At 59.5% G+C, this 26,180-nt stretch carries 28 protein-coding genes; 17 read left to right on the top strand and 11 right to left on the bottom strand.

Annotated elements, in window-relative coordinates:
* Positions 1–34: 34 nt before the first annotated feature.
* The 5 genes from cmoB to ACUTQY_RS01585 form a co-directional block, all read right to left on the bottom strand.
* Entirely contained in the window at positions 35–1,006 is a 972-nt protein-coding gene (cmoB, locus tag ACUTQY_RS01605) for a tRNA 5-methoxyuridine(34)/uridine 5-oxyacetic acid(34) synthase CmoB (protein WP_033643358.1), read from the bottom strand.
* The gene (gene cmoA / locus ACUTQY_RS01600; RefSeq protein ID WP_033650946.1) at positions 1,003–1,746 is read right to left on the bottom strand and encodes a carboxy-S-adenosyl-L-methionine synthase CmoA; all 744 of its coding nucleotides are present in this window, start codon (positions 1,744–1,746) and stop codon (positions 1,003–1,005) included. Before cmoA ends, cmoB begins: the two co-directional genes overlap by 4 nt.
* Positions 1,747–1,848: 102 nt before the next feature.
* Positions 1,849–2,244, bottom strand: a complete 396-nt coding sequence (locus ACUTQY_RS01595) for an MAPEG family protein (RefSeq protein WP_004932387.1) — start codon at positions 2,242–2,244, stop codon at positions 1,849–1,851.
* Positions 2,245–2,346: 102 nt separating this feature from the next.
* Complete coding sequence (locus tag ACUTQY_RS01590; protein ID WP_089195493.1) at positions 2,347–3,162, bottom strand: DUF72 domain-containing protein; 816 nt, start codon at positions 3,160–3,162, stop codon at positions 2,347–2,349.
* Between the two features lie 52 nt (positions 3,163–3,214).
* Positions 3,215–3,793 carry a hydrolase gene (locus ACUTQY_RS01585; protein ID WP_033643355.1) on the bottom strand — a complete coding sequence of 193 codons (579 nt, stop codon included), beginning with the start codon at positions 3,791–3,793 and terminating at the stop codon, positions 3,215–3,217.
* 215 nt (positions 3,794–4,008) lie between these two features.
* Here ACUTQY_RS01585 and ACUTQY_RS01580 point away from each other — a divergent pair, with 215 nt between their 5' ends.
* The 7 genes from ACUTQY_RS01580 (at position 4,009) to ruvB (ending at position 9,634) form a co-directional block, all read left to right on the top strand.
* Positions 4,009–4,239 carry an FmdB family zinc ribbon protein gene (locus ACUTQY_RS01580; protein ID WP_320204121.1) on the top strand — a complete coding sequence of 77 codons (231 nt, stop codon included), beginning with the start codon at positions 4,009–4,011 and terminating at the stop codon, positions 4,237–4,239.
* Between the two features lie 74 nt (positions 4,240–4,313).
* Positions 4,314–6,098 (top strand): aspartate--tRNA ligase, encoded by a 1,785-nt coding sequence (aspS, locus tag ACUTQY_RS01575; protein WP_033643354.1) that lies wholly within the window; start codon positions 4,314–4,316, stop codon positions 6,096–6,098.
* On the top strand, positions 6,098–6,544 hold the full coding sequence (gene nudB, locus ACUTQY_RS01570; RefSeq protein ID WP_004932373.1) for a dihydroneopterin triphosphate diphosphatase: 447 nt from the start codon (positions 6,098–6,100) through the stop codon (positions 6,542–6,544). The genes aspS and nudB overlap by 1 nt, the downstream gene beginning before the upstream one ends.
* 19 nt (positions 6,545–6,563) lie before the next feature.
* Entirely contained in the window at positions 6,564–7,307 is a 744-nt protein-coding gene (locus ACUTQY_RS01565; protein WP_004932370.1) for a YebC/PmpR family DNA-binding transcriptional regulator, read from the top strand.
* 57 nt (positions 7,308–7,364) lie between these two features.
* Positions 7,365–7,886: a crossover junction endodeoxyribonuclease RuvC gene (gene ruvC, locus ACUTQY_RS01560; RefSeq protein WP_004932367.1), complete on the top strand. Its 522-nt coding sequence runs from the start codon at positions 7,365–7,367 to the stop codon at positions 7,884–7,886.
* Between the two features lie 112 nt (positions 7,887–7,998).
* Entirely contained in the window at positions 7,999–8,610 is a 612-nt protein-coding gene (gene ruvA / locus ACUTQY_RS01555) for a Holliday junction branch migration protein RuvA (protein WP_033643353.1), read from the top strand.
* A gap of 19 nt (positions 8,611–8,629) precedes the next feature.
* On the top strand, positions 8,630–9,634 hold the full coding sequence (gene ruvB / locus ACUTQY_RS01550) for a Holliday junction branch migration DNA helicase RuvB (RefSeq protein WP_033643352.1): 1,005 nt from the start codon (positions 8,630–8,632) through the stop codon (positions 9,632–9,634).
* Between the two features lie 61 nt (positions 9,635–9,695).
* Here the strand turns inward: ruvB and znuB are convergent, their stop codons facing one another.
* Together znuB and znuC are read right to left on the bottom strand one after the other, a co-directional pair.
* Positions 9,696–10,481 carry a zinc ABC transporter permease subunit ZnuB gene (gene znuB, locus ACUTQY_RS01545; protein ID WP_033643351.1) on the bottom strand — a complete coding sequence of 262 codons (786 nt, stop codon included), beginning with the start codon at positions 10,479–10,481 and terminating at the stop codon, positions 9,696–9,698.
* Positions 10,478–11,236, bottom strand: coding sequence for a zinc ABC transporter ATP-binding protein ZnuC (gene znuC / locus ACUTQY_RS01540; RefSeq protein ID WP_004932357.1), 759 nt, complete (start codon positions 11,234–11,236; stop codon positions 10,478–10,480). Before znuC ends, znuB begins: the two co-directional genes overlap by 4 nt.
* A 78-nt stretch (positions 11,237–11,314) precedes the next feature.
* Between znuC and znuA the strand changes: the two genes are divergently transcribed.
* The 3 genes from znuA (at position 11,315) to lpxM (ending at position 14,721) form a co-directional block, all read left to right on the top strand.
* Positions 11,315–12,259: a zinc ABC transporter substrate-binding protein ZnuA gene (gene znuA / locus ACUTQY_RS01535; protein ID WP_033644289.1), complete on the top strand. Its 945-nt coding sequence runs from the start codon at positions 11,315–11,317 to the stop codon at positions 12,257–12,259.
* A gap of 20 nt (positions 12,260–12,279) precedes the next feature.
* Entirely contained in the window at positions 12,280–13,602 is a 1,323-nt protein-coding gene (mepM, locus tag ACUTQY_RS01530) for a murein DD-endopeptidase MepM (protein WP_046687244.1), read from the top strand.
* A gap of 150 nt (positions 13,603–13,752) precedes the next feature.
* On the top strand, positions 13,753–14,721 hold the full coding sequence (gene lpxM, locus ACUTQY_RS01525) for a lauroyl-Kdo(2)-lipid IV(A) myristoyltransferase (RefSeq protein ID WP_042785718.1): 969 nt from the start codon (positions 13,753–13,755) through the stop codon (positions 14,719–14,721).
* 49 nt (positions 14,722–14,770) lie between these two features.
* Here the strand turns inward: lpxM and ACUTQY_RS01520 are convergent, their stop codons facing one another.
* The 3 genes from ACUTQY_RS01520 to ACUTQY_RS01510 form a co-directional block, all read right to left on the bottom strand.
* Positions 14,771–15,652, bottom strand: coding sequence for a leucine-rich repeat domain-containing protein (locus tag ACUTQY_RS01520; protein ID WP_046687243.1), 882 nt, complete (start codon positions 15,650–15,652; stop codon positions 14,771–14,773).
* Between the two features lie 84 nt (positions 15,653–15,736).
* Positions 15,737–17,179, bottom strand: a complete 1,443-nt coding sequence (pyk, locus tag ACUTQY_RS01515; RefSeq protein WP_019452801.1) for a pyruvate kinase — start codon at positions 17,177–17,179, stop codon at positions 15,737–15,739.
* Between the two features lie 190 nt (positions 17,180–17,369).
* A complete protein-coding gene (locus tag ACUTQY_RS01510) occupies positions 17,370–18,242 on the bottom strand; it encodes a MurR/RpiR family transcriptional regulator (RefSeq protein ID WP_033643347.1) in 873 nt (290 codons plus the stop codon).
* A 447-nt stretch (positions 18,243–18,689) separates the two neighbouring features.
* Between ACUTQY_RS01510 and zwf the strand changes: the two genes are divergently transcribed.
* The 4 genes from zwf (at position 18,690) to mdtI (ending at position 22,198) form a co-directional block, all read left to right on the top strand.
* The gene (gene zwf, locus ACUTQY_RS01505; RefSeq protein WP_033643346.1) at positions 18,690–20,165 is read left to right on the top strand and encodes a glucose-6-phosphate dehydrogenase; all 1,476 of its coding nucleotides are present in this window, start codon (positions 18,690–18,692) and stop codon (positions 20,163–20,165) included.
* A gap of 154 nt (positions 20,166–20,319) precedes the next feature.
* A complete protein-coding gene (locus ACUTQY_RS01500; RefSeq protein WP_046688494.1) occupies positions 20,320–20,961 on the top strand; it encodes a bifunctional 4-hydroxy-2-oxoglutarate aldolase/2-dehydro-3-deoxy-phosphogluconate aldolase in 642 nt (213 codons plus the stop codon).
* A gap of 552 nt (positions 20,962–21,513) precedes the next feature.
* Positions 21,514–21,882 (top strand): multidrug/spermidine efflux SMR transporter subunit MdtJ, encoded by a 369-nt coding sequence (mdtJ, locus tag ACUTQY_RS01495; RefSeq protein WP_004932327.1) that lies wholly within the window; start codon positions 21,514–21,516, stop codon positions 21,880–21,882.
* Positions 21,869–22,198, top strand: coding sequence for a multidrug/spermidine efflux SMR transporter subunit MdtI (gene mdtI / locus ACUTQY_RS01490; RefSeq protein WP_046687242.1), 330 nt, complete (start codon positions 21,869–21,871; stop codon positions 22,196–22,198). Before mdtJ ends, mdtI begins: the two co-directional genes overlap by 14 nt.
* A 61-nt stretch (positions 22,199–22,259) precedes the next feature.
* On the opposite strand, the gene ACUTQY_RS01485 is transcribed toward mdtI, so the two are convergent.
* Positions 22,260–22,604, bottom strand: a complete 345-nt coding sequence (locus ACUTQY_RS01485; protein ID WP_004932322.1) for a RidA family protein — start codon at positions 22,602–22,604, stop codon at positions 22,260–22,262.
* A gap of 133 nt (positions 22,605–22,737) precedes the next feature.
* On the opposite strand from ACUTQY_RS01485, the gene ACUTQY_RS01480 reads away from it, so the two are divergent.
* The 3 genes from ACUTQY_RS01480 to ACUTQY_RS01470 all read left to right on the top strand — a co-directional run bounded on the left by ACUTQY_RS01480 (position 22,738) and on the right by ACUTQY_RS01470 (position 26,127).
* Positions 22,738–24,654, top strand: coding sequence for an ATP-dependent DNA helicase (locus ACUTQY_RS01480; RefSeq protein ID WP_342188174.1), 1,917 nt, complete (start codon positions 22,738–22,740; stop codon positions 24,652–24,654).
* Positions 24,655–24,733: 79 nt separating this feature from the next.
* Entirely contained in the window at positions 24,734–25,435 is a 702-nt protein-coding gene (gene tsaB / locus ACUTQY_RS01475; protein WP_046687241.1) for a tRNA (adenosine(37)-N6)-threonylcarbamoyltransferase complex dimerization subunit type 1 TsaB, read from the top strand.
* 101 nt (positions 25,436–25,536) lie between these two features.
* A complete protein-coding gene (locus ACUTQY_RS01470) occupies positions 25,537–26,127 on the top strand; it encodes a Slp family lipoprotein (protein WP_021503867.1) in 591 nt (196 codons plus the stop codon).
* Positions 26,128–26,180 lie beyond the last annotated feature (53 nt).

Raw genomic sequence — 26,180 nt, 5'->3', positions numbered from 1 at the left:
TCGGGCCGGCGCAGGCCGGCCCGATTAGCGTGCGCTAGGGCTTTTTGGCGGTCAGCACGGCGCGCAGCGGCGCCGGATAGCCTTCGACCGTTTTGCTACGATCGTTCGGATCGAGGAATTCGGCCAACGATTCGCTGGTCATCCAGTCAGTGCGTCGCTGCTCTTCGAGGCTGGTGACGCACATATCGGCGATCTTCACGTCGACAAAGCCGCACTTCTCCAGCCAGCATTTCAGCGCTTCGGCGGAAGGGATGAAATACACGTTGCGCATCTGCGCATAACGATCGCCCGGCACCAGCACCTGGTGACGGTCGCCTTCCACCACCAGCGTTTCCAGCACCAGCTCACCTTCAGCCACCAGCTGATTTTTCAACTGATAGAGATGATCGAGCGGCGAGCGGCGATGATACAGCACCCCCATCGAGAACACGGTGTCGAACGCCGCCAGATCCGGCAACTGCTCGATGCCGAGCGGCAGCAGATGGGCGCGCTGATCGCCGCCCAACAGTTTGCGCACGGCTTCAAACTGGCACAGGAACAGCTGCATCGGATCGATACCCACGGCGAAGTGTGCGCCGGCGCCAATCATGCGCCACAGGTGATAGCCGCTGCCACAGCCGACGTCGAGAATGGTGCGGCCGGCCAGCGGAGAAATGTGCGGCAGTACGCGATCCCATTTCCAGTCGGAATGCCATTCGGTATCGATATCGATGCCATACAGCGAGAAGGGCCCTTTGCGCCACGGCATCAGGGTGCGCAGCATTTTCTCGATGCCTTCAAGCTGGCCCGGCGACAGCCCCGGCTCCATCTCGGCGCGCACGCCGTGCAGCAGATCGAGACGGGTGGGAGTCAGCGTCGGCAAATGCTCTACCGAGTTGAACCACTGCTTGAATTTGCCGTGCAGCGATTCGCGCTGCCAGGCGCTCAGCTGAGCGGGCAGCGTATCCAGCCAGTGGCTGAGGGGGCTCTTGGCAATGCGCTGATAGAAGTCACCAAACTCGATCATTGCGCATCCCCCGCTTTCAGAGCGATCAATGAACCGAAGTTGAAGCACTGGAACCACACTTCGGCATGCTCGAATCCGGCCTGTTGCAGACGCGCCTTGTGCGCTTCCACCGAGTCGGTCAGCATCACGTTTTCCAGCATGCTGCGTTTTTGGCTGATCTCCAGCTCGCTGTACCCGTTGGCGCGCTTGAAATCGTGGTGCATGTTGAACAGCAGCTCGCCGACTTCGGCGTCTTCAAAGCTGAACTTTTCCGACAGCACCAGTGCGCCGCCCGGGCGCAGGCCACGATAAATTTTTTCCAGCAGGCGCAGGCGATCGGCAGGTTCGAGGAACTGCAGCGTAAAGTTCAGCACCACCATCGAGGCGTCTTCGATATCGATGTCGCGAATATCGGCTTCGATGACGTCGACCGGCGTGTCGGCGCGGAAGGCGTCGATATGGCGGCGGCAACGTTCCACCATCGCCGGCGAATTGTCGACGGCGACGATAGTGCAGCCGGGCACCCTGATATTCCGCCGCATCGACAGCGTCGCCGCGCCCAGCGAGCAGCCCAGGTCATACACCCGGCTGTCGGGTTGCACAAAACGTTCGGCCAGCATGCCGATCATTGAGATGATGTTGGAATAGCCGGGAACGGAGCGTTGGATCATGTCGGGAAACACTTCGGCGACGCGTTCGTCGAAGGTCCAGTCGCCCAGTTTGGCGATGGGGGCTGAGAAAAGAGTATCGCGGTTTGGCATAGCGGCAAATCAGTTCAGAATTCGAAGCTGCGTAGTCTAACAGAAAAGCGTAAAAAAGCGGAGCGGAAGCAGGCGGCGCGGCCGCCTGATGATAAAACGGGATCAATGCAGGCTGAAAATCAGATCCCAGGGCAGATAGAAGATATTTGCCAGAACCATCAACAACAAAGAGATGTAGGTCGCGGCCATGCCCGAACGACGCCAGCGAACCTCGCGGTTGCGCAAACCGTAGTAATGCACCAGTCGCCCGGCCATCAGCATCAGGCCGCAAAGGTGGATCATCCAGATTTCCGCGCCGTTCATTTCCATAATCACCAGCAATACAGCAGCGATAGGAATGTATTCAACGGCGTTGCCATGCACGCGGATGGCGGTCTGCAATTCGTAAAAACCGCCGTCGCCGTAGGCTACGCGGTACTGCATCCTTAATCTGACAACGTCATAAGAGAGTTTGATCAACAACAATGCGCCGAGCACCACATAAAGCGCGCTTACCATTTTTAACTCCGTTCCCTAACCAAAACTGGCAGCCAGCATCATAGCCGTCATTGTATTCACTGTCGCGGGGAAATATTTGATGTTATTGGTCAGATTAATAGGTCAAAACAGTGCATCTTGCTCTGGCCAGTCCGGCGGCGCAGGCAAATCGGGGATCGCCCGGCGAAGCTGCTGCCAAATTTTTTGCGCTTGCTGGGGTGAATCGCCGTTGTCCGGCGTATGAATAAACAGATACGGTTGATGCTGTTGCTGCCACAGCGGCAGTTTTTGCTGCCAGGCTTCGAACCAGCGCAGGTTGTCGGCCAATTGGTCGCCGCCGATAAAACGCACCAGCGGTTGGTCGGCGGTGACCAGCGCGTGCACCGGCAGCTTCGGTTTTTTCTGCTGGGCATCGCGCACGGCGGCGGTATGGGGGGCGGCGTGATGCACCGGGCGGCTGTCGAGGATCACCCGATTGATGCCGCGCTGATGCAGCCCCTGATTCAACGCGCGCTCTTCCTCCCCTTTGGCGAAAAATGCCGGATGACGCACTTCGACGCCGTAAGTGAACTCCTGCGGCAGGCTTTCGAAGAACTGCCACATGCGCGGCAGCTCATCGGGGCCGAAGGCGGCGGGCAACTGCAGCCACAATTGCCCGATGCGTTGATGCACCGGGCTCAGGCAGTGGTAAAACGCCTGCAGCTCGGCGGCGCAGTTGCGCAGGGCGGCCTTATGGCTGATGTCCGACGGGAATTTGAAGCAAAAGCGAAAATCGTCGCCGGTCATGTCGCGCCAGCGCTGCACGATTTCCAGCTTCGGCAGCGCATAGAAGGTGGTGTTGCCCTCCACGCAGTTGAAGTAGCGGCTGTAATCCGCCAAGTCGCGCAGCCCGATACGGTTCCAGGCTGCATGTTGCCACTGTGGCAGTCCGATGTAGATCACGGCTTGTCTTCCTTTACTTGTGCTTGGCTTATCAGGCTACAACTTAACGTTACCGGTCGAGCGCGGCAAGAATTTCGCCGGTGTCGCGCACCCGCGCCAAACGCGGGAAGATGTGTTCGAACGCGAAACGGTGCATTTCCGCGTTCTGCGCGCTGCAGACGTCTTCGGCGATCACCAGCTCATAGCCGTGTTCCCAGGCGGCGCGGGCGGTGGATTCCACGCCGATATTGGTGGATATGCCGCCCAAGACTACGGATTTGATGCCGCGACGGCGCAGCTGCAAGTCCAGATCGGTGCCGTAGAAGGCGCCCCATTGGCGCTTGGTGATCAGAATATCGCTGTCGCAGACCGCCAGCGGCGCGGGGAACTCCCACCAGGTGGCCGGCAAACCGCCGGCGGGCGCGGGAGCCGGCTTGTCCACCGGTTGTTTCAGCGCCTCGGCGAAGGAGTCTGACCAACCGACGCGCACCAACAGCACCGGCGCGCCCAGCATGCGAAAACGCGCGGCCAGCAGGGCGGCGTTCGCCACCACCTGGTCGGCGCCGTGCGGGCCGCCGGCGTAGGGCAGAATGCCGTTTTGCAAATCGATCAGCACCAGAGCGGTGGTTTGGGCGTCAAGTTTCAGCATGGATTTCATCTCGTTGCGAAGTGGATAAAAACTGTTCGGCGCGTCGGGCGAGCTGCGTTCGGCGCAAAACCGGGGGAGAATCAGGCTACGTGAAAAAACTGTCGCAGGTTAATGGGAAATTTGTTAACCGATGTGTTGATTCGAACAAAAACGCGCCATTTAGTGCAGTAACAATGCTGTGTTCGCACTTATCGGGCGGATGAATTTCCTTTATAATGACTCCCTTTTTTCAACACTCTTTAATCCAACGACCTATGCCGATTTATGAATATGCATGTGGTGCTTGCAACCATCGGTTAGAGAAATTGCAAAAATTTTCCGATGCGCCGCTGGCAGACTGCCCGGCGTGTGGGCAGCCCGCGTTGACCAAGTTGATTTCATCTTCCGGTTTCCAGCTTAAGGGCACCGGCTGGTATGCGACGGATTTTAAACCGGGTAACAAGTAGAATTTATCAGATAACAGCCGCGCGACAGGGGCGCACTAGCCCGGCGCGGCATCGGCTGTGTAAAAGGATAGCGTATGCGTACTGAATATTGCGGGCAGTTGAATCTGTCCCACGTGGGCCAGGAAGTCACTCTGTGTGGTTGGGTCAATCGTCGTCGCGATCTCGGCGGCCTGATCTTTATTGATATGCGCGACCGCGAAGGCATCGTGCAGGTGTTCTTCGATCCGGACGAGAAAGTGGCGTTCGACAAGGCCTACGACCTGCGCAATGAGTTCTGCATCCAGATCGTCGGCACCGTGCGTGCGCGTCCGGACAGCCAGATCAATAAAGATATGGCCACCGGCGAAGTGGAAGTGTTTGCCCACGCGCTCGAGATCATCAACCGCTCCGAGCCGCTGCCGCTGGACTCCAACCAGGTCAACAGCGAAGAAGCGCGCCTGAAATACCGCTACCTGGATCTGCGCCGCCCGGAAATGGCCGAGCGTCTGAAGACCCGCGCCAAAATCACCAGCTTCGTGCGCCGCTTCATGGACAGCCACGGCTTCCTCGACATCGAAACGCCGATGCTGACCAAAGCGACGCCGGAAGGCGCCCGCGATTACCTGGTGCCGAGCCGCGTGCACAAGGGCAAATTCTACGCGTTGCCGCAGTCTCCGCAGCTGTTTAAACAGCTGCTGATGATGTCCGGCTTCGATCGTTACTATCAGATCGTCAAATGCTTCCGTGACGAAGACCTGCGTGCGGACCGTCAGCCTGAATTTACCCAGATCGACGTCGAAACCTCCTTCATGACCGCCGACCAAGTGCGTGAAGTGATGGAGAAACTGGCGCGTGAACTGTGGCTGGACGTGAAGGGCGTGGATCTGGGCGATTTCCCGGTCATGACCTTCGCCGAAGCGATGCGTCGCTTTGGTTCCGATAAGCCGGACCTGCGTAACCCGCTGGAGCTGGTGGACGTGGCCGACCTGGTCAAGGACGTCGAGTTTAAAGTGTTCTCCGGCCCGGCCAACGACGCCAAAGGCCGCGTGGCGGCGATCCGCGTACCGGGCGGCGCACAGCTGACCCGCAAGCAGATCGATGAGTACGGCGCTTTCGTCAACATCTACGGCGCGAAAGGCCTGGCCTGGCTGAAGGTCAACGACCGCGCCGCCGGCATGGAAGGCGTGCAGAGCCCGATCGCCAAATTCCTCAGCGCGGAAGTGCTGGAAGCTGTCCTGGCGCGTACCGACGCGCAGACCGGCGACATCCTGTTCTTCGGCGCAGACAGCTTCAAGATTGTCACCGATGCGATGGGCGCGCTGCGCCTGAAGCTGGGGCGCGATCTGGGGCTGACCCAACTCGACAGCTGGGCGCCGCTGTGGGTGGTCGACTTCCCGATGTTCGAAGAAGACGAAGAGGGCGGCCTGGCGGCGATGCACCACCCGTTCACCTCGCCGCGCGACATGAGCCCGGAAGAGCTGGCCGCAGCGCCGGTCAACGCTATCGCCAACGCTTATGACATGGTCATCAACGGTTACGAAGTGGGCGGCGGTTCGGTGCGTATTCACCGCAGCGAAATGCAGCAGACGGTATTCAGCATTCTGGGCATCGACGAACACGAACAGCGCGAGAAGTTCGGCTTCCTGCTGGACGCGCTGAAGTACGGCACGCCGCCGCACGCCGGCCTGGCCTTCGGCCTGGACCGTCTGGTGATGCTGCTGACCGGCACCGACAATATCCGCGACGTGATCGCCTTCCCGAAAACCACCGCGGCGGCCTGTCTGATGACCGACGCCCCGAGCTTCGCCAACCCGGCGTCGCTGCAGGAGCTGGCGATCAGCGTGGTAAAGAAAGCCGGTGCGGAACAAGAGAGCGAGTGATGAGTTATAAGCGCCCTGAATCTATCCTGGTAGTGATTTACGCGAAATCCAGTGGTCGGGTGCTGATGTTACAGCGGCGCGACGATACCGAGTTCTGGCAGTCGGTCACCGGCAGTCTGGAGCAGGATGAGTCGCCGCCGCATGCCGCGCGGCGTGAAGTCATGGAAGAAGTCGGCATCGATATCGAAGCAGAGCACCTGCCGTTGTTCGATTGCCAACGCTGCGTGGAGTTTGAACTCTTTGTCCATTTGCGACATCGCTATGCGCCGGGAACCACGCGCAATAAAGAGCACTGGTTCTGTCTGGCGTTGCCCGAGGAGCGCGATCCGGTGATTACCGAGCATCACGCTTACCAATGGCTTGAGGCGGCCGAGGCCGTGAAGTTGACCAAGTCGTGGAGCAATCAGCAGGCGATTGAAGAGTTCGTGATCAATTCAGTCCAGTAGTTTTTTTCGGAGATTTTTTATGGCAGGTCATAGTAAGTGGGCCAACACAAAGCACCGTAAAGCGGCGCAGGACGCCAAGCGCGGTAAAATTTTCACCAAGATTATTCGTGAGCTGGTCACTGCCGCGAAGCTGGGCGGCGGCGATCCGGATTCCAACCCGCGTCTGCGCGCGGCGATGGACAAGGCGCTGTCGAACAACATGACGCGCGACACCATGAACCGGGCGATCGCGCGTGGCGTGGGCGGCGATGATGATACCAACATGGAAACCATCATCTACGAAGGCTACGGCCCTGGCGGCACCGCCGTCATGATCGAATGCCTGAGCGACAACCGTAACCGCACCGTGGCGGAAGTGCGTCACGCCTTCACCAAATGCGGCGGCAACCTGGGTACCGACGGTTCCGTTGCCTACCTGTTCACCAAGAAGGGCGTAATCACTTACGCACCGGGCCTGGATGAAGACAGCGTGATGGAAGCGGCGCTGGAAGCCGGTGCGGAAGACATCGTGACCTATGACGATGGCGCCATCGACGTGTTCACCGCCTGGGAAAGCCTGGGCGCGGTGAAAGACGCGCTGACCGCGGCGGGCTTCGAAGCCGAAGCGGCGGAAGTGTCGATGATCCCATCGACCAAGGCCGACATGGACGCGGAAACGGCGCCTAAGCTGCTGCGCCTGATCGATATGCTGGAAGACTGCGACGACGTGCAGGAAGTTTACCATAACGGTGAGATCTCCGACGAAGTGGCGGCGACGCTGTAATCCGGTAAAACGGGCGCCGCCATCAGGCGGCGCCGTGCATGCAAGGTGGATGTAGATATGGCGATCATACTCGGTATCGATCCCGGCTCACGCGTCACCGGCTATGGCCTTATCCGCCAGCAGGGGCGCCAGTTGAGCTATATCGCCAGCGGCTGCATCCGCACGGTGGTGGACGACATGCCGACGCGGCTGAAGCTGATTTACGCCGGCGTCAGCGAGATCATCACCCAGTTTCAGCCCGACTTCTTCGCCATCGAACAGGTGTTTATGGCCAAGAACCCGGATTCGGCGCTCAAGCTCGGCCAGGCGCGCGGCGTCGCGATCGTCGCGGCGGTGAATCAGAATCTGGAAGTGTTCGAGTATGCGGCGCGGCAGGTCAAACAAACCGTGGTCGGCACCGGCGCAGCCGAAAAGGCGCAGGTGCAGCACATGGTGCGCTCGCTGCTCAAACTCTCGGCCAACCCGCAGGCGGACGCCGCCGATGCCCTGGCCATCGCCATCACCCACTGCCACCTCAGCCAGAACGTGCTGCGGATGAGCGAAGGGCGGCTTAACCTGGCGCGCGGGCGTTTGCGCTGACGCGAAGCGATGATTGCTCAGGCTGGATATTCATCCAGCCTTTTTTATGTTATAAGCTTTACCAGCAACGGCATGGCAGGGCGCCATGCCCGGTCATTCTGCAGGAGGGTAAATGATAGGTCGTCTCAGAGGAAATATTCTGGAAAAGCAGCCGCCGCTGGTGTTATTGGAGGCGAACGGCGTGGGCTATGAAGTGCACATGCCGATGACCTGCTTTTACGAGCTGCCGGAACTGGGGCAAGAGGCCATCGTGTTTACCCACTTCGTGGTGCGCGAAGACGCGCAGCTGCTGTACGGTTTCAACGATAAGCAAGAGCGCGCGCTGTTCCGCGAGCTGATCAAGGTCAACGGCGTCGGGCCGAAACTGGCGCTCGCGATCCTGTCCGGCATGTCCGCGCAGCAGTTCGTCAGCGCGGTGGAACGTGAAGAGATCACCGCGCTGGTCAAGCTGCCGGGCGTGGGCAAGAAAACCGCCGAACGCCTGGTGGTAGAAATGAAAGACCGCTTCAAAGGGCTCAACGGCGATCTGTTCAACAGCAGCGAGATCAGCTTGCCGTCCGCCGCTGAGAAAGCGCCTGAGGCGGATGCGGAGGCCGAAGCGGTCTCGGCATTGGTGGCGCTGGGCTATAAGCCGCAGGAAGCCAGCCGCATGGTCAGCAAAATTGCCAAACCGGGTGCCGACTGCGAGACCCTGATCCGCGACGCGTTGCGCGCTGCTTTGTAAGGCCGCTAAGAGGTAGATAATGATTGAAGCCGATCGCCTGATCTCCGCCGAACCGCTCAACGAGGAAGAAGTCCTCGATCGCGCCATTCGTCCCAAGCTGTTGACCGAATATGTGGGCCAGCCGCACGTGCGCGAGCAGATGGAGATTTTCATCCAGGCGGCCAAGCAGCGCGGCGACGCGCTCGACCACCTGCTGATCTTCGGTCCGCCGGGGCTGGGGAAAACCACCCTGGCCAACATCGTGGCCAACGAAATGGGCGTGAATTTGCGTACCACCTCCGGCCCGGTGCTGGAGAAGGCGGGCGATCTGGCGGCGATGCTGACCAACCTCGAACCGCACGACGTGTTGTTCATCGACGAAATCCACCGCCTGTCACCGGTGGTGGAAGAGGTGCTGTATCCGGCGATGGAAGACTATCAGCTGGATATCATGATCGGCGAAGGGCCGGCGGCGCGTTCGATTAAGCTCGATCTGCCGCCGTTTACCTTGGTGGGTGCAACCACCCGCGCCGGTTCGCTGACCTCACCGCTGCGCGATCGCTTCGGCATTGTCCAGCGGCTGGAGTTTTATCAGGTGGCGGATCTGCAGCACATCGTCTCACGCAGCGCCGGCTGCCTGGGGCTGGAGCTGTCCGACGAGGGTGCCCATGAGGTAGCCCGCCGCGCGCGCGGCACGCCGCGTATCGCCAACCGTCTGTTGCGCCGGGTGCGCGACTTCGCCGAAGTGCGCGCCAACGGCGTGATCAGCGGCGCGGTGGCGGCGCAGGCGCTTGATATGCTCAACGTCGATGCCGAAGGCTTCGACTATATGGATCGCAAACTGCTGTTGGCGATTATCGACAAGTTTACCGGCGGCCCGGTCGGGTTGGATAACCTGGCTGCGGCGATCGGCGAGGAGCGTGAGACCATCGAAGACGTGATCGAACCGTTCCTGATCCAGCAGGGCTTTATCCAGCGCACGCCGCGCGGCCGTCTGGCGACGCAGCACGCCTACCGGCATTTCGGCCTCGAACGCGAAGCGTAAGTTTTTAATCCGCCAATAAGAAAGGGCCGCAGATGCGGCCCTCGTCATATCCCGGCTTTAATCAAGCCTGCTGTTTTTTAAACAGGCTCAGCGTGAACAGCACGGCGGCGCAGAGCACCACCGAAGGGCCGGCAGGCGTATCGTAAAACGCCGAGAAGGTCAGGCCACCGGTAACCGCCACCATCCCGAGCAGCACCGCGATGCCCGCCATCTGCTCCGGCGTGCGCGCGAAGCGGCGAGCGGTGGCCGCCGGAATGATCAGCAGCGAGGTGATGATCAGCGCGCCGACGAATTTCATCGCCAGACCGATGGTCAAGGCGGTGACCAGCATCAGCACGGTGCGCGCCCGCGCCAGATTGACGCCGTCGACGTGCGCCAGCTCAGGGCTGATGGTCATCGACAGCAGATCGCGCCATTGCCACCACAACACCAATAGCACCACGGCGACGCCGCCGGCGATCATCACGATGTCGCTCAGCGTGACCGACAGCAGATCGCCGAACAGATAGGCCATCAGATCGACCCGCACGTTAGACATCAACGCCACCACCACCAGCCCCAGCGACAGCGCGCTGTGGGCCAGAATGCCGAGCAGCGTATCCACCGAGAGCTGCGGGCGGCGCTCCAGCCACACCAAGGCCAGGGCCAGCAGCAGCGTAATGGCGATCACCGCATAGAAAGGATTGATGTCCAGCAGCAGACCGAAGGCGACGCCGAGCAGCGAGGCGTGCGCCAGGGTATCGCCGAAGTAGGACATCCGGCGCCAGACCACAAAGGAGCCCAGCGGCCCGGCGGCGCCGGCCAACAACACCCCGGCCAGCCAGCCGGGAAGTAACAATTCGATCATGCTTCGCGGCTCCCGGTCTTCTTCAAGACAATTCTTCCCTGCAGGTCGTGACGGTGGTTGTGATGGTGGCGATACACCGCCAGCTGCTCTGCGCCGCGGTTGCCGAACATGGCGATGAATTCGGGATGCATCGACACCACCTCCGGCGCGCCGGAGCAGCAGATGTGCTGATTGAGGCACAACACCTCGTCGGTTTTCGCCATCACCAGATGCAGATCGTGCGAGACCATCAGCACGGCGCACCCCAGCTCCTTGCGCAGTTGATCGATCAGATCGTACAGCGCCAGTTGGCCATTGACGTCCACCCCTTGCGTGGGTTCGTCCAGCACCAGCAGCTGCGGTTTATTCAGCAGCGCTCGCGCCAGCAGCACGCGCTGGTTTTCGCCGCCGGAGAGCTTTTGCATGGGCTGGTCGAGCAGGTGGGCGGCGTGCACGCGTTTGAGCGCCGGCAGAATGTCGGCTTTCTTTACGCCCGGTTTCAGGCGCATAAAGCGGCTGACGGTCAATGGCAGGGTAGCGTCGAGGTGCAGCTTTTGCGGCACGTAGCCGATGCGCAGATCGGGCTCACGCTCCAGCGTGCCGGCGGTCGGTTTTACCAATCCCAGCACTACGCGCACCAGCGTGGATTTACCCGCGCCGTTCGGGCCCAGCAGGGTGAGAATACGGCCAGGCTGCAGGCTGAGGGAAATATTCGACAGCACCTTGCGGCTGCCGAAGGCGACGGAGATATTTTTTAGCGTTATCAGTGTAGACATCTCGAGATTACAGGTTGCAGAACGAAGCGAATGTTATAATATCACGCCTTGTTGATGAAAACGATGGGATTACTGATGATGGCACAGAAAAATAAATGGCTGCAGCGCACGCTGCTGGCCAGCGCACTCGTGATGGCCGGCCCGCTGAGCAGCGCTTCCGCTGCGGTGGTGACGACGATTCGTCCGCTGGGCTTTATCGCTTCGGCTATCGCCGACGGCGTGACGCCGACCGAGGTGCTGCTGCCGGATGGCGCTTCGCCGCACGACTTCGCGCTGCGGCCTTCCGATATTCAGCGTTTGCGTTCTGCCGACCTGGTGCTGTGGGTCGGACCGGATATGGAAGCGTTCCTGACCAAGGCGCTGGTGCCTATCTCGGCAACCCGCAAACTCGCCATCAGCGAACTGCCCGCGGTGAAGCCGCTGCTGATGAAAGGCGAAGATGACGACGATCATGATCATGCAGGCGAGGCGCATAACCATGCTGATGACGATCATGGGCATCATCACGGCGAGTACAATATGCACGTTTGGCTGTCGCCGGAGGTGGCAAAAGTGACCGCGATCGCGATTCACGACAGATTGTTGGAACTTATGCCGCAAAATAAGGACAAATTAGACGCAAACCTGCGCCAGTTCGAGAATCTGCTGACGCAAACTGACAAAAATGTTGGTAACATGCTTACGCCTGTGCAAGGTAAGGGTTATTTTGTTTTTCATGATGCTTACGGCTACTTTGAGAAACACTACGGTTTGAGTCCGCTGGGCCATTTCACCGTCAATCCCGAAATTCAGCCTGGAGCACAGCGCCTACACCAAATTCGAACACAGTTGGTTGAGCAGAAAGCGGTATGCGTTTTTGCTGAGCCACAATTCAGGCCGGCCGTAATCAATGCCGTCGCCAAGGGTACCACTGTGCGTTCCGGAACGCTGGACCCGCTGGGCATCGGCATCGCGCTGGGGAAGGACAGCTACGGGAAATTCCTGACACAGTTGTCAAGCCAGTACGTGAGCTGCCTGAAGTAAGCTTATGAGGATAATATCGAGTGCAGCAGATAGTCCGAACTATCGCTCTGGCGTATAACAACCTGCCACGGCCCCACCGCGTCATGCTGGGGTCGCTGACAGTCGTCACATTGGCCGTCGCTGTTTGGCGGCCTTTTGTTTACCACCCAGAACACAATCCCATCGCCAAGAGCGTCGAGTTAGAATCCAGCCAGTTGCGGTCATTGCTCCCCGAAGCCAGTGAACCGATAGATGCCGACCAACCCACCCCCGATGACGAAATCCCGCAGGATGAGCTGGACCAGAAGGATGCCGGCGATGATGGCGTGCATGAATATGTGGTTTCCACCGGCGATACCCTCGGCAGCATTCTGACGCAGTACGGCATCGATATGTCGGATGTCACGCTGCTGGCTTCGCAAAACCGCGATCTGCGCAACCTGAAGATCGGCCAACAGCTGTCGTGGACCGTGAACGAAGCGGGCGATCTGCAGCAGTTGACCTGGGAAGTTTCTCGTCGAGAAACCCGCATCTACGATCGCGTCGGCAACAGCTTCAAAGAGTCGAAAGAGGCGCAGCAGGGCGAATGGCGCAACAACGTGATCAGCGGCCGCGTTAACGGCAGCTTCGTCAGCAGCGCCGGCGACGCCGGGTTGAGCCGTAACGAAATCAATGCGGTGATCAAGGCGCTGCAATGGCAGCTCGATTTCCGCAAACTGCGCAAGGGCGACCAGTTTTCCGTGCTGATGTCGCGCGAACATTTCGACGGCAAGAAATCGCAAAGCCAACTGTTGGGCGTGCGTCTGCGCACGGGCGGCAAAGATTACTATGCGATCCGCGCCGAGGACGGCAAGTTCTACGATCGCCAGGGCTCTGGCCTGGCACGCGGCTTCATGCGTTTCCCGACCATGAAACAGTTCCGCATCTCCTCCAACTTCAACCCGCGCCGGGTGAACCCGGTGACCGGCCGCGTGGCGCCGCACAAAGGCGTCGATTTTGCCATGCCGGTCGGCACGCCGGTGCTGGCGGTCGGCGACGGCGAGGTGGTGATCGCCAAGCGCAGCGGCGCGGCGGGCAACTATGTGGCGATCCGCCACGGTCGCCAATACACCACGCGCTACATGCACCTGAAAAAGCTGCTGGTGAAACCGGGCCAGAAGGTGAAGCGTGGCGATCGCATAGCGCTCTCCGGCAACACCGGCCGTTCCACCGGGCCGCACCTGCACTTTGAACTGTGGACCGGTCAACAGGCGGTGAACCCGCTGACGGCCAAACTGCCGCGTTCCGAAGGCCTGGGCGGCAAAGACCGCAGCGATTATCTGGCGCAGGTGAAGGAAGTGGTTCCTCAGCTGCAACTGGATTAACGTCCCCCTTATTCCGGCGCTCCGGCGCCGTTAATTTCATCGGCCTGATTGCGGGCCGATGCTGTTTTATCTGGGCGGTTCGCGGTTGTTAATTGCAAAATTGGTGATGGCAATTATGATTAGCCGAATTGCTAAGCGAAGAGCATGTGCATGCAAAACGAGAAGAAATCGAACGTAGAGTTCATCCCGCAGTTTCAAAAAGCCTTTTTATACCCGCGCTACTGGGGCGTGTGGCTGGGAACCGGCCTGATGGCCGGCGTTTCTCTGGTGCCTGCGCGCCTGCGCGATCCGGTGCTGGGAGCGATCGGCACACTGGCCGGCAAGCTGGCGAAAGGGGCGCGTCGTCGTGCCCGCATCAACCTGCTGTATTGCTTGCCGGAACTGCCGGAAAGCGAGCGTGAGCACATTATCGACCAGATGTTCGCCTGTGCGCCGCAGTCGATGGTGCTGATGGCGGAACTGGCCTGCACCAAACCGGAAAAAGTGCTCAAGCGCGTGCGTTGGCACGGTGAAGAGGTGTTGGACAAGATCCGCGCGGAAGGGCGCAACGTGATTTTCCTGGTGCCACATGGCTGGGCGGTGGATGTGCCGGCGATGTTGATGGCCGCGCGCGGTCAACCGATGGCGGCGATGTTCCACAATCAGCGCAATCAGCTGATCGACTACCTGTGGAATGCCGTGCGTCGTAAATTCGGCGGCCGCATGCACGCGCGCAATGACGGCATCAAACCGTTTATCAGTTCGGTTCGCCAGGGATATTGGGGTTACTATCTGCCCGATCAGGATCACGGCGCTGAGCACAGTGAGTTTGTCGACTTCTTCGCCACCTATAAGGCGACGTTGCCGGCGGTCGGGCGGTTGATGAAAGTGTGTCGTGCGGCGATCGTGCCGTTGTTCCCGGTGTACGACGGCAAAACCAGCATGCTGGATATTTATATTCGCGAGCCGATGGACGATCTGGCCGAAGCGGACGATCCGCGCATTGCCCGCCGCATGAACGAAGAGGTGGAGAATCTGGTGGGCCCGAACCCTGAGCAGTACACCTGGATCCTCAAACTGTTGAAGACGCGCAAGGAAGGGGAGATTGAACCCTACTCGCGCGACGATCTGTATCGTTAATCCTATCTACCGCTAATGCCGGTCGGGCCACACCCTGGCCGGCGTCACTTCAGATGTGCACCATACAGCCGCGCGCCCGCAGGATCTCAATGACGTTGGGCGTGTGGGTGAAATCATTCCAGCGCAGATCCAGCTTGCGCAGCCGGCTCAGTTCACCGAGGCTTTCCGGCAGATCGCTCAGGCGGTTGGCGCGCAGATCCAGACTTCTCAGCGCCGTGAGCTCACCGATATTTTCCGGCAGGCGCGTCAACTGATTAAAACGCAGGTTCAGCTCGCTCAATCGCGGCAGGCGGCAGAAGGCTGCCGGCAGTTCGGTGATGGCATTGTTGGCCGCATCGAGTATTTCAAGCTCGCCGAGCAGAGCCATTTCCGCCGGCAGCGTGGTCAGGGCATTTTTCATGATATGCAACTCGCGCAGCGCGCGCAGTTGCCCGATTTCGCCGGGCAGGCTGCGGATGCGATTGTTGTATAAACGCAGCTCCTGCAACGCCGCCAGCCTCGGTATTGCCTGCGGCAAGACGGTCAGCTGGTTATCGGTCGCGTTGAGGTAAACCAACTGCTGCAGTTGCGCCAGCGCGCGCGGCAGGTCGCTAAAGCCGTTATCGCTCAGGTAGAGGTATTTCAGCCGGTGCAGTCGCCCCAACGTTTCAGGCAGTTCGCTCGCGCGGTTGTGACCAAAATCGAACATCTCGAGCTGTTGCAACTGACCAATCTCCGGCGGCAGACGGTCGAGCTGATTGCAAGAGATGTTCAGCACCCGCAGATTCTGGTGCCGGAATAGGGGAGTAGGGAAGGCCGTCAGCTGATTGTTGTACAGGCTGACCTTGCGCAGCGCGTGGCCGGCAAACAGCGATTCGTCGAGCTGCGTCAGGCCGCGTCCATCGAGCTCGAGCTCATCATAGGTCGAGGCGGGATTGTGCTGGTGGAGCATGGCGTTCTCCGTCGTAATGGCAGTGTCAGAGCAAAAAAAATGCCGGCCTAGGTGAGCCGGCCGGCATTTCGTCTGCGGCGTGAATTACTCGACGCGCAGGATACGGCTGGTATTGGTGGTGCCGACGGTTTCCATCACGTCGCCCTGGGTGACGATCACCAGATCGCCGGAGACCAGGAAGCCTTTGTCGCGCAGGCGATTGACGGCTTCGTTGGCGGCGATGACGCCGTCTTTGTGGCTGTCGAAATACACCGGCGTCACGCCGCGATACAGCGCGGTCAGGTTAAGCGTGTGCTCATGCCGCGACATGGCGAAGATCGGCAGGCCGGAGCTGATGCGTGACATCATCAGCGCGGTGCGGCCGGACTCGGTCATGGCGATCAGCGCGGTGACGCCTTTCAGGTGGTTGGCCGCATACATCGAAGACATGGCGATCGCCTCTTCGATATTGTCGAACTGCACGTCCAGACGGTGTTTGGAAACGTTGATGCTCGGGATCTTCTCGGCGCCCAGACAAACGCGCGCCATCGCCGCCACGGTTTCCGCCGGGTATTGGCCGGCAGCGGTTTCCGCCGACAGCATGACGGCGTCGGTGCCGTCCAGCACGGCGTTGGCCACGTCCATGACTTCGGCGCGGGTCGGCATCGGGTTGGTGATCATCGACTCCATCATCTGAGTCGCGGTGATCACCGCGCGGTTCAGAGTACGGGCGCGGCGGATCAGTTTCTTCTGGATCCCGACCAGCTCCGGATCGCCGATTTCGACGCCCAGATCGCCACGGGCGACCATCACCACGTCGGAGGCCAGAATGATGTCGTCCATCGCTTCGTCGCTGCAGACCGCTTCGGCGCGCTCGACCTTGGACACGATCTTGGCGTTGCAGCCTGCGTCGCGCGCCAGGCGGCGAGCATAGTTCAGATCTTCACCGGTGCGCGGGAAGGAGACCGCCAGGTAGTCGACGCCGATCTTGGCGGCGGTGACGATGTCCGCCTTGTCTTTTTCGGTCAGCGCTTCGGCCGACAGGCCGCCGCCGAGTTTGTTGATGCCCTTGTTATTGGACAACGGGCCGCCAACGGTGACTTCGGTAAACACTTTCATGCCCTGAACTTCGAGCACTTTCAGCTGAACGCGGCCGTCGTCGAGCAGCAAGACGTCGCCCGGCACGACGTCGGCAGGCAGGCCTTTATAGTCGATACCGACTTTTTCTTTATCGCCTTCGCCTTTTGACAGGTTGGCGTCCAGCAGGAATTTATCGCCCACGTTGAGGAAGATTTTGCCTTCCTTGAAGGTGGAAACGCGGATTTTCGGCCCTTGCAGATCGCCGAGGATAGCGACGTGACGTCCCAGTTTGGCAGCGATTTCGCGAACTTTGTCTGCGCGAGCCTGGTGATCTTCCGGGCTGCCGTGGGAGAAGTTAAGCCGAACTACGTTGGCGCCGGCGGCAATGATCTTTTCCAGATTATTGTCGCGGTCTGTAGCCGGACCCAGGGTGGTAACGATTTTGGTTCTTCTGAGCCGTCTGGACATGTATTACTCCGTTGACTGGTGAAGCAAATATTGGTGTTGCGATAACGTCGGATAACGAAACCAGGCGTGAAATGTAATTTTACAACACTGATATTTCACCCGGGTTACCCGCATGAGCGTATTAACAGGGTACAGCCTCTGATGTCGCCATTCAAATGTCTGTTGAACGGCGACTTTTTTCTTCGTCGGGTTACGAGTCAAAACTGTTGGGAATGACTACGCCTTTATCAAAGCGCGATTCTTTGAGCGCTTCTTTGACCCGCTTCAAGTTATCTCTGAATTTAGCCCCTCTGCGCAAGGTAAATCCGGTGGCGAGCACGTCAATGAGCGTTAATTGCGCGATCCGCGACACCATCGGCATGTAAACGTCGGTGTCTTCAGGCACGTCGAGCAGCAACGCGAGGGTCGCCGCCTGGGCGAGCGGGGTATCGCGCGAGGTGATAGCCAGTACCGTGGCGTCGTTTTCTCGCGCGAGGTGGGCCATTTCCACCAGGTTCTTGGTGCGGCCGGTGTGAGAGATCAACACCACCACGTCGCCCTCGCCGGAGTTCATGCAGCTCATGCGCTGCATGACGATGTCATCGAAGTAGACCACCGGAATATTGAAGCGGAAAAATTTGTTCATCGCGTCGTGGGCCACGGCGGCGGAGGCGCCCAGACCGAAGAAAGAGATCTTTTTTGCCTGGGTGAGCAGGTCAACCGCACGATTGATTGCGGCAATATCCAAATTTGCCTTTACTGTATCCAGGCTGGCCATCACCGATTCGAAGATCTTGCTGGTGTAGGAATCGACGCTGTCATCTTCCTCGACGTTGCGGTTTACGTAGGGCGTGCCGTTAGCCAGGCTTTGGGCGAGATGCAGTTTGAAGTCGGGAAAGCCTTTGGTATCAAGGCGACGGCAAAAACGGTTGACGGTGGGTTCGCTGACGTCGGCCATGCGCGCCAGCGTGGCGATGCTGGAGTGAATGGCGGTCTGCGGGGAGGCCAGGATCACCTCGGCGACTTTCCTTTCAGATTTGCTCAGGAGCTCCAGATGGCTCTGGATTTTGTCCAGCGTATTCATATAACGAGAGTCACTCATGGTTTTATCCCTGTGGCTTTCAAGCAACAGCGCCGAATTTCGCCCGTGTTCGCCGTGCAAGCAGACGCCAAACGAGCGGCTGTAACCTGAAATCGATAGGGTATGTCGATTGCAAACAAAGGAGAAATCAATGCCGGTTTAGTGAAAATATACTACGTGCTGGTAACCGTTGGCAGTCTCGACAGGGCGTATGCAGGCTTTTTTCACCAGAATATGACCTGTGTCTAACTTTCATAATGGTAACAGAGCGTCAAAAAAGACGAAAAATTACAGTTTTGCCCGCCTGTGAGGGCGCCGGCGCGCAGTGGCGCTACCACTGAGATCTTAACGTCTTTTTTCTGCTTCTGCGCCGGGTTTGCTGGCCGTAGTCAAACAGAGTACATTAGTAATGTAAGAAAATTACAAATATCCTGCAACGAGGAGATGAACATGGCGGTAACCTCTACAGCCCAGGCGTGTGACCTGGTTATTTTCGGCGCGAAAGGTGATTTGGCGCGCCGTAAGCTGCTGCCTTCCCTGTACCAGTTAGAGAAAGCCGGACACATCCACCCGGATACGCGGATCATCGGCGTCGGCCGCGCGGAGTGGGATAAAAAAGCCTATACCGAAGTGGTCAAGGAAGCGCTTGGCACCTTCATGAAGGAAAAGCTGGATGACGAACTCTGGGCCACGCTGAGCGCGCGCCTGGACTTCTGCAATCTGGACGTCAACGACAGCAAGAACTTTACCAAACTCGGTAAAATGCTGGATCAGAAGCACCGCACCACCATCAACTACTTCGCCATGCCGCCAAGCACCTTCGGCGCCATCTGCAAAGGGTTGGGCGAAGCCAAGCTGAACCATGAGCCGGCGCGCGTGGTGATGGAGAAACCGTTGGGCACCGATCTGGCGTCCTCCCGCGTGATCAACGATCAGGTGGCGGAGTTCTTCAACGAGTCCCAGGTCTACCGCATCGACCACTACCTCGGCAAAGAGACGGTGTTGAACCTGTTGGCGCTGCGTTTCGCCAACTCGCTGTTCGCGTCCAACTGGGACAACCGCACCATCGATTCGGTGCAGATCACCGTGGCGGAAGAGGTGGGCATCGAAGGGCGCTGGGGCTACTTCGATCAGGCCGGCCAGATGCGCGACATGATCCAGAACCACCTGCTGCAGATCCTGACTATGATCGCCATGTCGCCGCCGGCGGATCTGACCACCGACCGCATCCGCGACGAGAAGGTGAAGGTGCTGCGTTCGCTGCGCCGCATCGATCAGACCAATGTACGGGAAACCACCGTGCGCGGTCAGTACACCGCCGGTTTCGTTCAGGGCAAGAAAGTGCCGGGGTATCTGGAAGAAGAAGGGGCGAACAAGAGCAGCAGCACCGAGACCTTCGTTTCCATCCGCGTGGACATCGACAACTGGCAATGGGCCGGGGTGCCGTTCTATCTGCGTACCGGTAAACGTCTGCCGACCAAATGCTCGGAAGTGGTGGTGTACTTCAAGAATCCGCCGCTTAACCTGTTCAGCGACTCTTATCAGCAGCTGCCGCAAAACAAGCTGACCATTCGTTTGCAACCGGACGAAGGCATCGAAATTCAGGTATTGAACAAGGTGCCGGGGCTGGATCACAAGCACCGCCTGCAGACTACCAAGCTGGATCTGAGTTTCTCGGAAACCTTCAACCAGGAGCACGTGGCGGACGCCTACGAGCGCCTGCTGCTGGAGACCATGCGGGGCATTCAGGCGCTGTTCGTGCGCCGTGACGAAGTGGAGGAGGCCTGGAAGTGGGTCGACTCCATCATGGACGCGTGGAAAGCCGACAACGAAGCGCCTAAGCCTTATCAGGCGGGCACCTGGGGGCCGGTGGCCTCGGTGGCGATGATCACCCGCGACGGCCGTTCCTGGAACGAGTTCGAGTAATGCGCAATGCCGGCAGCCCGTCTGCCGGCTTTTTTTTGCCTGCGATCTGCGCGTGGGCCACATCACTTACGGTACGGCCGGACGTTCGCGCGTTTGCGCGGAGCCCTGTGGCAGGGGCGTGCCATTGTTAACCGCGAGTAATGGAGAAAGAATGATGACAAACTGGAAAACCAGCGCTGAACAGATCCTGACGGCGGGGCCGGTGGTGCCTGTTATCGTGATCAACACGCTGGAGCAGGCGGTGCCGCTGGCGAAAGCGTTGGTTGCCGGCGGCGTGCGGGTACTGGAGGTGACGCTGCGCACCGCCTGTGCGCTGGAGGCTATTCGCGCTATCGCCAAAGAGGTGCCGGAGGCGATCATCGGCGCCGGTACGGTGATCAATCCACAGCAGCTGCGGGAGGTGACCGAGGCCGGGGCGCAGTTCGCCATCAGCCCGGGGCTGACCGACGCTTTGCTGCAGGCGGCGACGGCGGGGTCAATCCCGTTGATCCCGGGCATCAGCACCGTATCTGAACTGATGCTGGGCATGGATTACGGCCTGCGCGAATTCAAATTCTTCCCGGCGGAAGCCAACGGCGGCGTGAAGGCGCTGCAGGCGATCGGCGGCCCGTTCCCGCAGGTGCGCTTTTGCCCGACCGGCGGCATTACGCCGAACAATTACCGCGATTATCTGGCGCTAAAAAGCGTGCTGTGCATCGGCGGCTCCTGGCTGGCGCCGGCCGATGCGCTCGAAAGCGGCGACTACGCGCGCATCACTGAACTGGCGCGCAGCGCCGTCAGCGGCGCCGCGTTGTAACCCGCGCCAGGCCTGGGGTTGGCGCTTATTTGCTCACCCGCGGATCTCGCAAGGCTCAACGCTCCGTTGGGCCTTTTTTAATTTTTATCGCGATTAACTTTCTTATTTTTAACCCGTTTTTTTCTGCTTTTTTATGAAAACGGCAGTTTGCTTTCTTATTTTGGCTATGGTAAAAATATCTCAGTTGAAAATTTTACTTTTATGAGGATATTGGGCAAATCGCACGGTGTGCGGCTGATAATAGAGAACTATTATGATGACTATTAACGGAACTACCCTCAGAACCTCTACGTGCCAACTCTTCCTGTCTGCGATCCTTGCCAGTGAGCATCACTGGTGCAGCGAGCTATAGCGTCTTTCTCCCTTAACCGGTGCTGGTAGCGGGCTTACGCCTTCGCTCTACCGTTCAGCCGGACAAACATTCTTTTTGCGTTTGGGTCAGTTTATCCCCAGGGATCTCTGCGTCTTGCGCGCCGTACTGCGGCCGTTCGACGAGATAAATCGGGATAAATATGCCTTGGCGCGCGTTATTCGCCGTTTGGGAGAAAAATTATGATTTATTGGATCTTTTTAGGTTTGGCCATCATGACCGAGATCATCGGCACCTTGTCGATGAAATACGCCAGCGTCAATGGCGGCATGATCGGGCATATCGTGATGTACGTGATGATCACCGCGTCTTATGTGTTGCTGTCAGTAGCGGTAAAACGCGTGGCGTTGGGCGTGGCTTATGCGCTGTGGGAAGGTATCGGCATTCTGTTCATTACCCTGTTCAGCGTGCTGTGGTTCGACGAGCCCATTTCGGCGCTGAAGGTACTGGGTCTGGCTACGCTGATCGCCGGTATCATGCTGGTGAAATCCGGTACCCGCAAAGAGCGAAAACAGGTCAGCCCGCGAGGTGACAACCATGCAACAGTTTGAGTTGTACCACATTGGGTTCCTGGGATTGGCCATCGTGCTGGAAATCATCGCCAACATCTTCCTGAAGATGTCGGACGGTTTCCGTAAAGTTTGGCTGGGATTGCTGTCGCTGCTGTCGGTACTCGGTGCGTTCAGCGCCCTGGCGCAGGCGGTAAAGGGCATCGATCTGTCAATCGCTTACGCGTTGTGGGGCGGTTTCGGTATCGCCGCCACCATCGCCGCAGGCTGGATCATGTTCGGCCAGCGGTTGAACGCCAAAGGCTGGATTGGCCTGGCGCTGCTGTTGACGGGGATGGTGATCCTCAAACTGTCCTGATAGCGGGCAATAAAAAACCGCAGGCGTTGCCGTCTGCGGTTTTTTTTCGTCTGCGCGTGGCTTACAGCGCGGCGATGATTTTGATTTCCACCTTGTACTTCGGATTCATCAACTGAGCCTGCACGGTGCAGCGCACCGGCGCGCTGCCGGCGACGACCCAGGCGTCCCAGGCGGCGTTCATCGCGGCGAAGTCGGCGGTATTGGCCAGGAAGATGGTGGCATCCAGAATACGGCTTTTGTCCGACCCTACACGTTCCAGCAGCACGTCGATGGCGGCAAGGGCGTTGGCGGTCTGCGCGGTCGCGTCATCGTCCAGATTCTCAGGCACGCTGGTGTAGTAAACGGTCTCGTTGTGCACCACGGCTTCGGACCAGCGCTGATCGGGATCAATTCTTTCGATATTCATTTGCTTATCTCCATATCATAGTCCCGCTAAGGGTAGCACAGCCGGTGATGAAAAAGCGCGGCGATAAAGTGGGTGGTAGCCGGGCGGCAGGCTTGGCATAATCACCGCTGAATGACACCGGCAGAGAGACAGCGTGACAGACGATTTTGCAACAGACGGCGCATTGGCGCAGGCTATCAAGGGATTCAAACCGCGTGAGCCGCAGCGGCAGATGGCGCAAGCCGTTACCGAAGCGATCAATTTCAAGCAGGAACTGGTGGTGGAAGCCGGCACCGGCACCGGCAAAACCTTCGCTTATCTGGCGCCGGCGCTGCGTGCCGATCGCAAAGTGATCATCTCCACCGGTTCGAAAGCGCTGCAGGATCAGCTGTATGCGCGCGATCTGCCCACCGTCGCCAAAGCGCTGAAGTACAAAGGCAAGCTGGCGCTGCTGAAGGGGCGCTCCAACTACCTGTGTCTGGAGCGTCTTGAGCAACAGTCGATGGCCGGCGGGGAGCTGGCGGGGCAGACGTTGATCGATCTGGTGCAACTGCGCAAGTGGTCGTCGCAGACCAAAGAGGGTGATATCAGCACCTGCAGCGAAGTGGCGGAAGACAGCTTCGTCTGGCCATTGGTGACCAGCACCAATGACAACTGTCTCGGCAGCGACTGCCCGCTGTATCAGGATTGCTTCGTGGTCAAAGCGCGCCGCCGCGCGATGGATGCGGATGTGGTGGTGGTGAACCATCACCTGTTCCTGGCGGATATGGTGGTGAAAGAGGGCGGCTTCGCCGAGCTGATCCCGGAAGCCGAGGTGATGATTTTCGATGAGGCGCACCAAATTCCCGACATCGCCAGCCAGTATTTCGGCCAGCAGCTCACCAGCCGCCAACTGCTGGATCTGGCGAAGGACATCACCATCGCCTACCGCACCGAGGTGCGCGATGCCGCCCAACTGCAAAAAAGCGCCGACCGTCTCAGCCTGAGCACGCAAGATTTCCGTCTGAATCTGGGGGAGCCGGGTTTTCGCGGCAACCTGCGGGATGTGCTCGGCGAACCGAACGTGCAGCGTGCTTTGTTGCTGCTCGATGACGCGCTGGAGCTGTGTTATGACGTCATGAAACTGTCGCTGGGGCGTTCGGCGCTGCTGGATGCCGCCTTTGAGCGCGCCACGCTGTACCGCGCGCGTCTCAAACGCCTCAAGGCGGTGACGGAACCGGGCTACAGCTATTGGTATGAGTGCAATTCGCGCCACTTCGTGTTGGCGCTGACGCCGTTGACGGTGGCCGATCGTTTCCGCGAAATGCTGGACGAGAAGCCGGGCAGCTGGATCTTTACCTCGGCGACGCTGTCGGTCAACGATCAGTTGGGTCACTTCACCGAACGGCTGGGGCTGACCAAGGCCAAAACGCTGCTGTTGCCGAGCCCGTTCGACTATGCCAAACAGGCGTTGCTGTGCGTGCCGCGCTTTTTGCCTTCGCCGAATCAGCCCGGCGGGGCGCGCCAGCTGGCGCGCATGCTGCGCCCATTAATCGAAGCCAACAACGGCCGCTGCTTCTTCTTGTGCACATCGCACCAGTTGATGCGCGAGCTGGCGGAAGAGTTCCGCGCCACGATGACGCTGCCGGTCTTATTGCAAGGGGAAACCAGCAAAGGGCAGCTGTTGGCACAGTTCGTCGCCGCCGGTAACGCGCTGTTGGTGGCGACCAGCAGCTTCTGGGAAGGGGTGGACGTGCGTGGCGATGCGCTGTCGTGCGTGATCATCGATAAGCTGCCGTTTACCTCACCGGACGATCCGCTGCTGAAGGCGCGCATTGAAGATTGTCGCCTGCGCGGCGGCGATCCGTTCAATGACGTGCAGTTGCCGGATGCGGTCATCACCCTGAAACAGGGGGTGGGCCGTTTGATCCGCGATACCGACGATCGCGGCGTGCTGGTGATCTGCGATAACCGTCTGGTGATGCGCCCTTATGGCGAGGTGTTCCTCAATAGCCTGCCGCCTACGCCGCGTACCCGCGATCTGAAGCAGGCGATCGCCTTCTTGCAGGCCGCTGATACGTCGGCCACGTGAAAGATGAAGGGCTTACGGGGCTGTGCTACAATGCGCGCCCTGTATGAAAAACCCAGTTTTATTCCCGCCAGAGGTTGGCATGTCCACGCGAATTTTAGCGATCGATACCGCGACGGAAGCCTGTTCCGTCGCCGTCTGGAATCAAGGCGAAATCCACGCCCTGTTTGAGCTGTGCCCACGCGAGCATACGCAACGTATTTTACCTATGGTGCAGCAGGTGCTGGCGGAATCCGGCCTGGCGCTCAACCAGCTCGATGCGCTGGCCTTCGGCCGCGGCCCCGGCAGTTTTACCGGGGTGCGCATCGGCATCGGCATCGCTCAGGGCCTGGCGCTGGGCGCCGATCTGCCGATGATCGGCGTTTCTACGCTGCAAACCATGGCGCAGGGCGCCTGGCGCGTCAGCGGCGCGGCGCGTGTGCTGGCGGCGATCGATGCGCGCATGGGCGAGGTCTACTGGGGGCAGTTCGAACGTCAGGCCGACGGCCGCTGGTTGGAAAGCGAAGGCGAGGCGGTGCTGTCGCCGGCGCAGGCGTTCGAGCGCGCACAGCGCCTGCAGGGCGAATGGGCCCACGTCGGCACCGGCTGGCAAACCTACCCCGATCTGGTCAACGGTTCCACGCTGAGCGTGCGCGATGGCCAGATGCTGTTGCCGCAGGCGGAAGACATGCTGCCGCTGGCGCTGCACGCCTGGCAACAGGGGCTGGCGGTGGCGGTGGAAAACGCCGAGCCGACCTACCTGCGCAATGAAGTGACCTGGAAAAAACTGCCGGGCCGCGAGTAATCGCGGCGTTATTGTGCTGATGTTGATGCCGGGCGATGAAGGCCTGCAACTTGAGCGCTGAAACGCGGTCAAAGTTACAGGCATTTCAGGAGATTGCGACCATGTTAATCCGCACTGCAAGTAAAAAGCTGTCGCTGCTGGCCGTCGCCTGCGGCGCGCTGGTTCTGACCGGGTGCGTCACCGTACCGGATGCGATCAAAGGCTCCAGTCCTTCGCCGGTGACTCAGCTTTCCTCGGTACAAAATGCACCGAACCTGTTTACCGGCGCGGAAGCCCGCTTCGGCGGCACCGTGGTGAACGTCGCCAACGAACAAGGGCGCACGCTGCTGGAGATCGCGGCGGTGCCGCTCGACAGCGGTGCGCGGCCGATACTGGGTGAACCGTCGAACGGCCGCTTGCTGGCCACGGTGAACGGCTTCCTCGAACCGGTCGATTTCAAAGGCCAACTGGTGACCGTCGTCGGCCCTATCACCGGCCTGAAAGAGGGGCGGATCGGCATGACGCCATATCGCTTCGTAACGATGAACGTGACCGGTTTCAAGCGCTGGCATCTGGTACAGCAGGTGGTGATGCCGCCTGCGCCGATGGGCCCTTGGGGCTGGCGCGGTGGCCCGTGGGGACCCGGCTGGGGCGCCGGCTATGGCTGGTACAACCCCGGCCCGGCACAGGTGCAAACCATCGTAACCGAGTAACATACGCTTGATGTGAACAAATTTGACAGGGCGGCTCAGGCCGCCCTTTTGTT

Source organism: Serratia sp. TSA_130.1 (assembly GCF_052691795.1).
The sequence above is the reverse complement of the archived record's forward strand: the minus strand, read 5'-3'. Positions and strand labels throughout refer to the sequence as shown.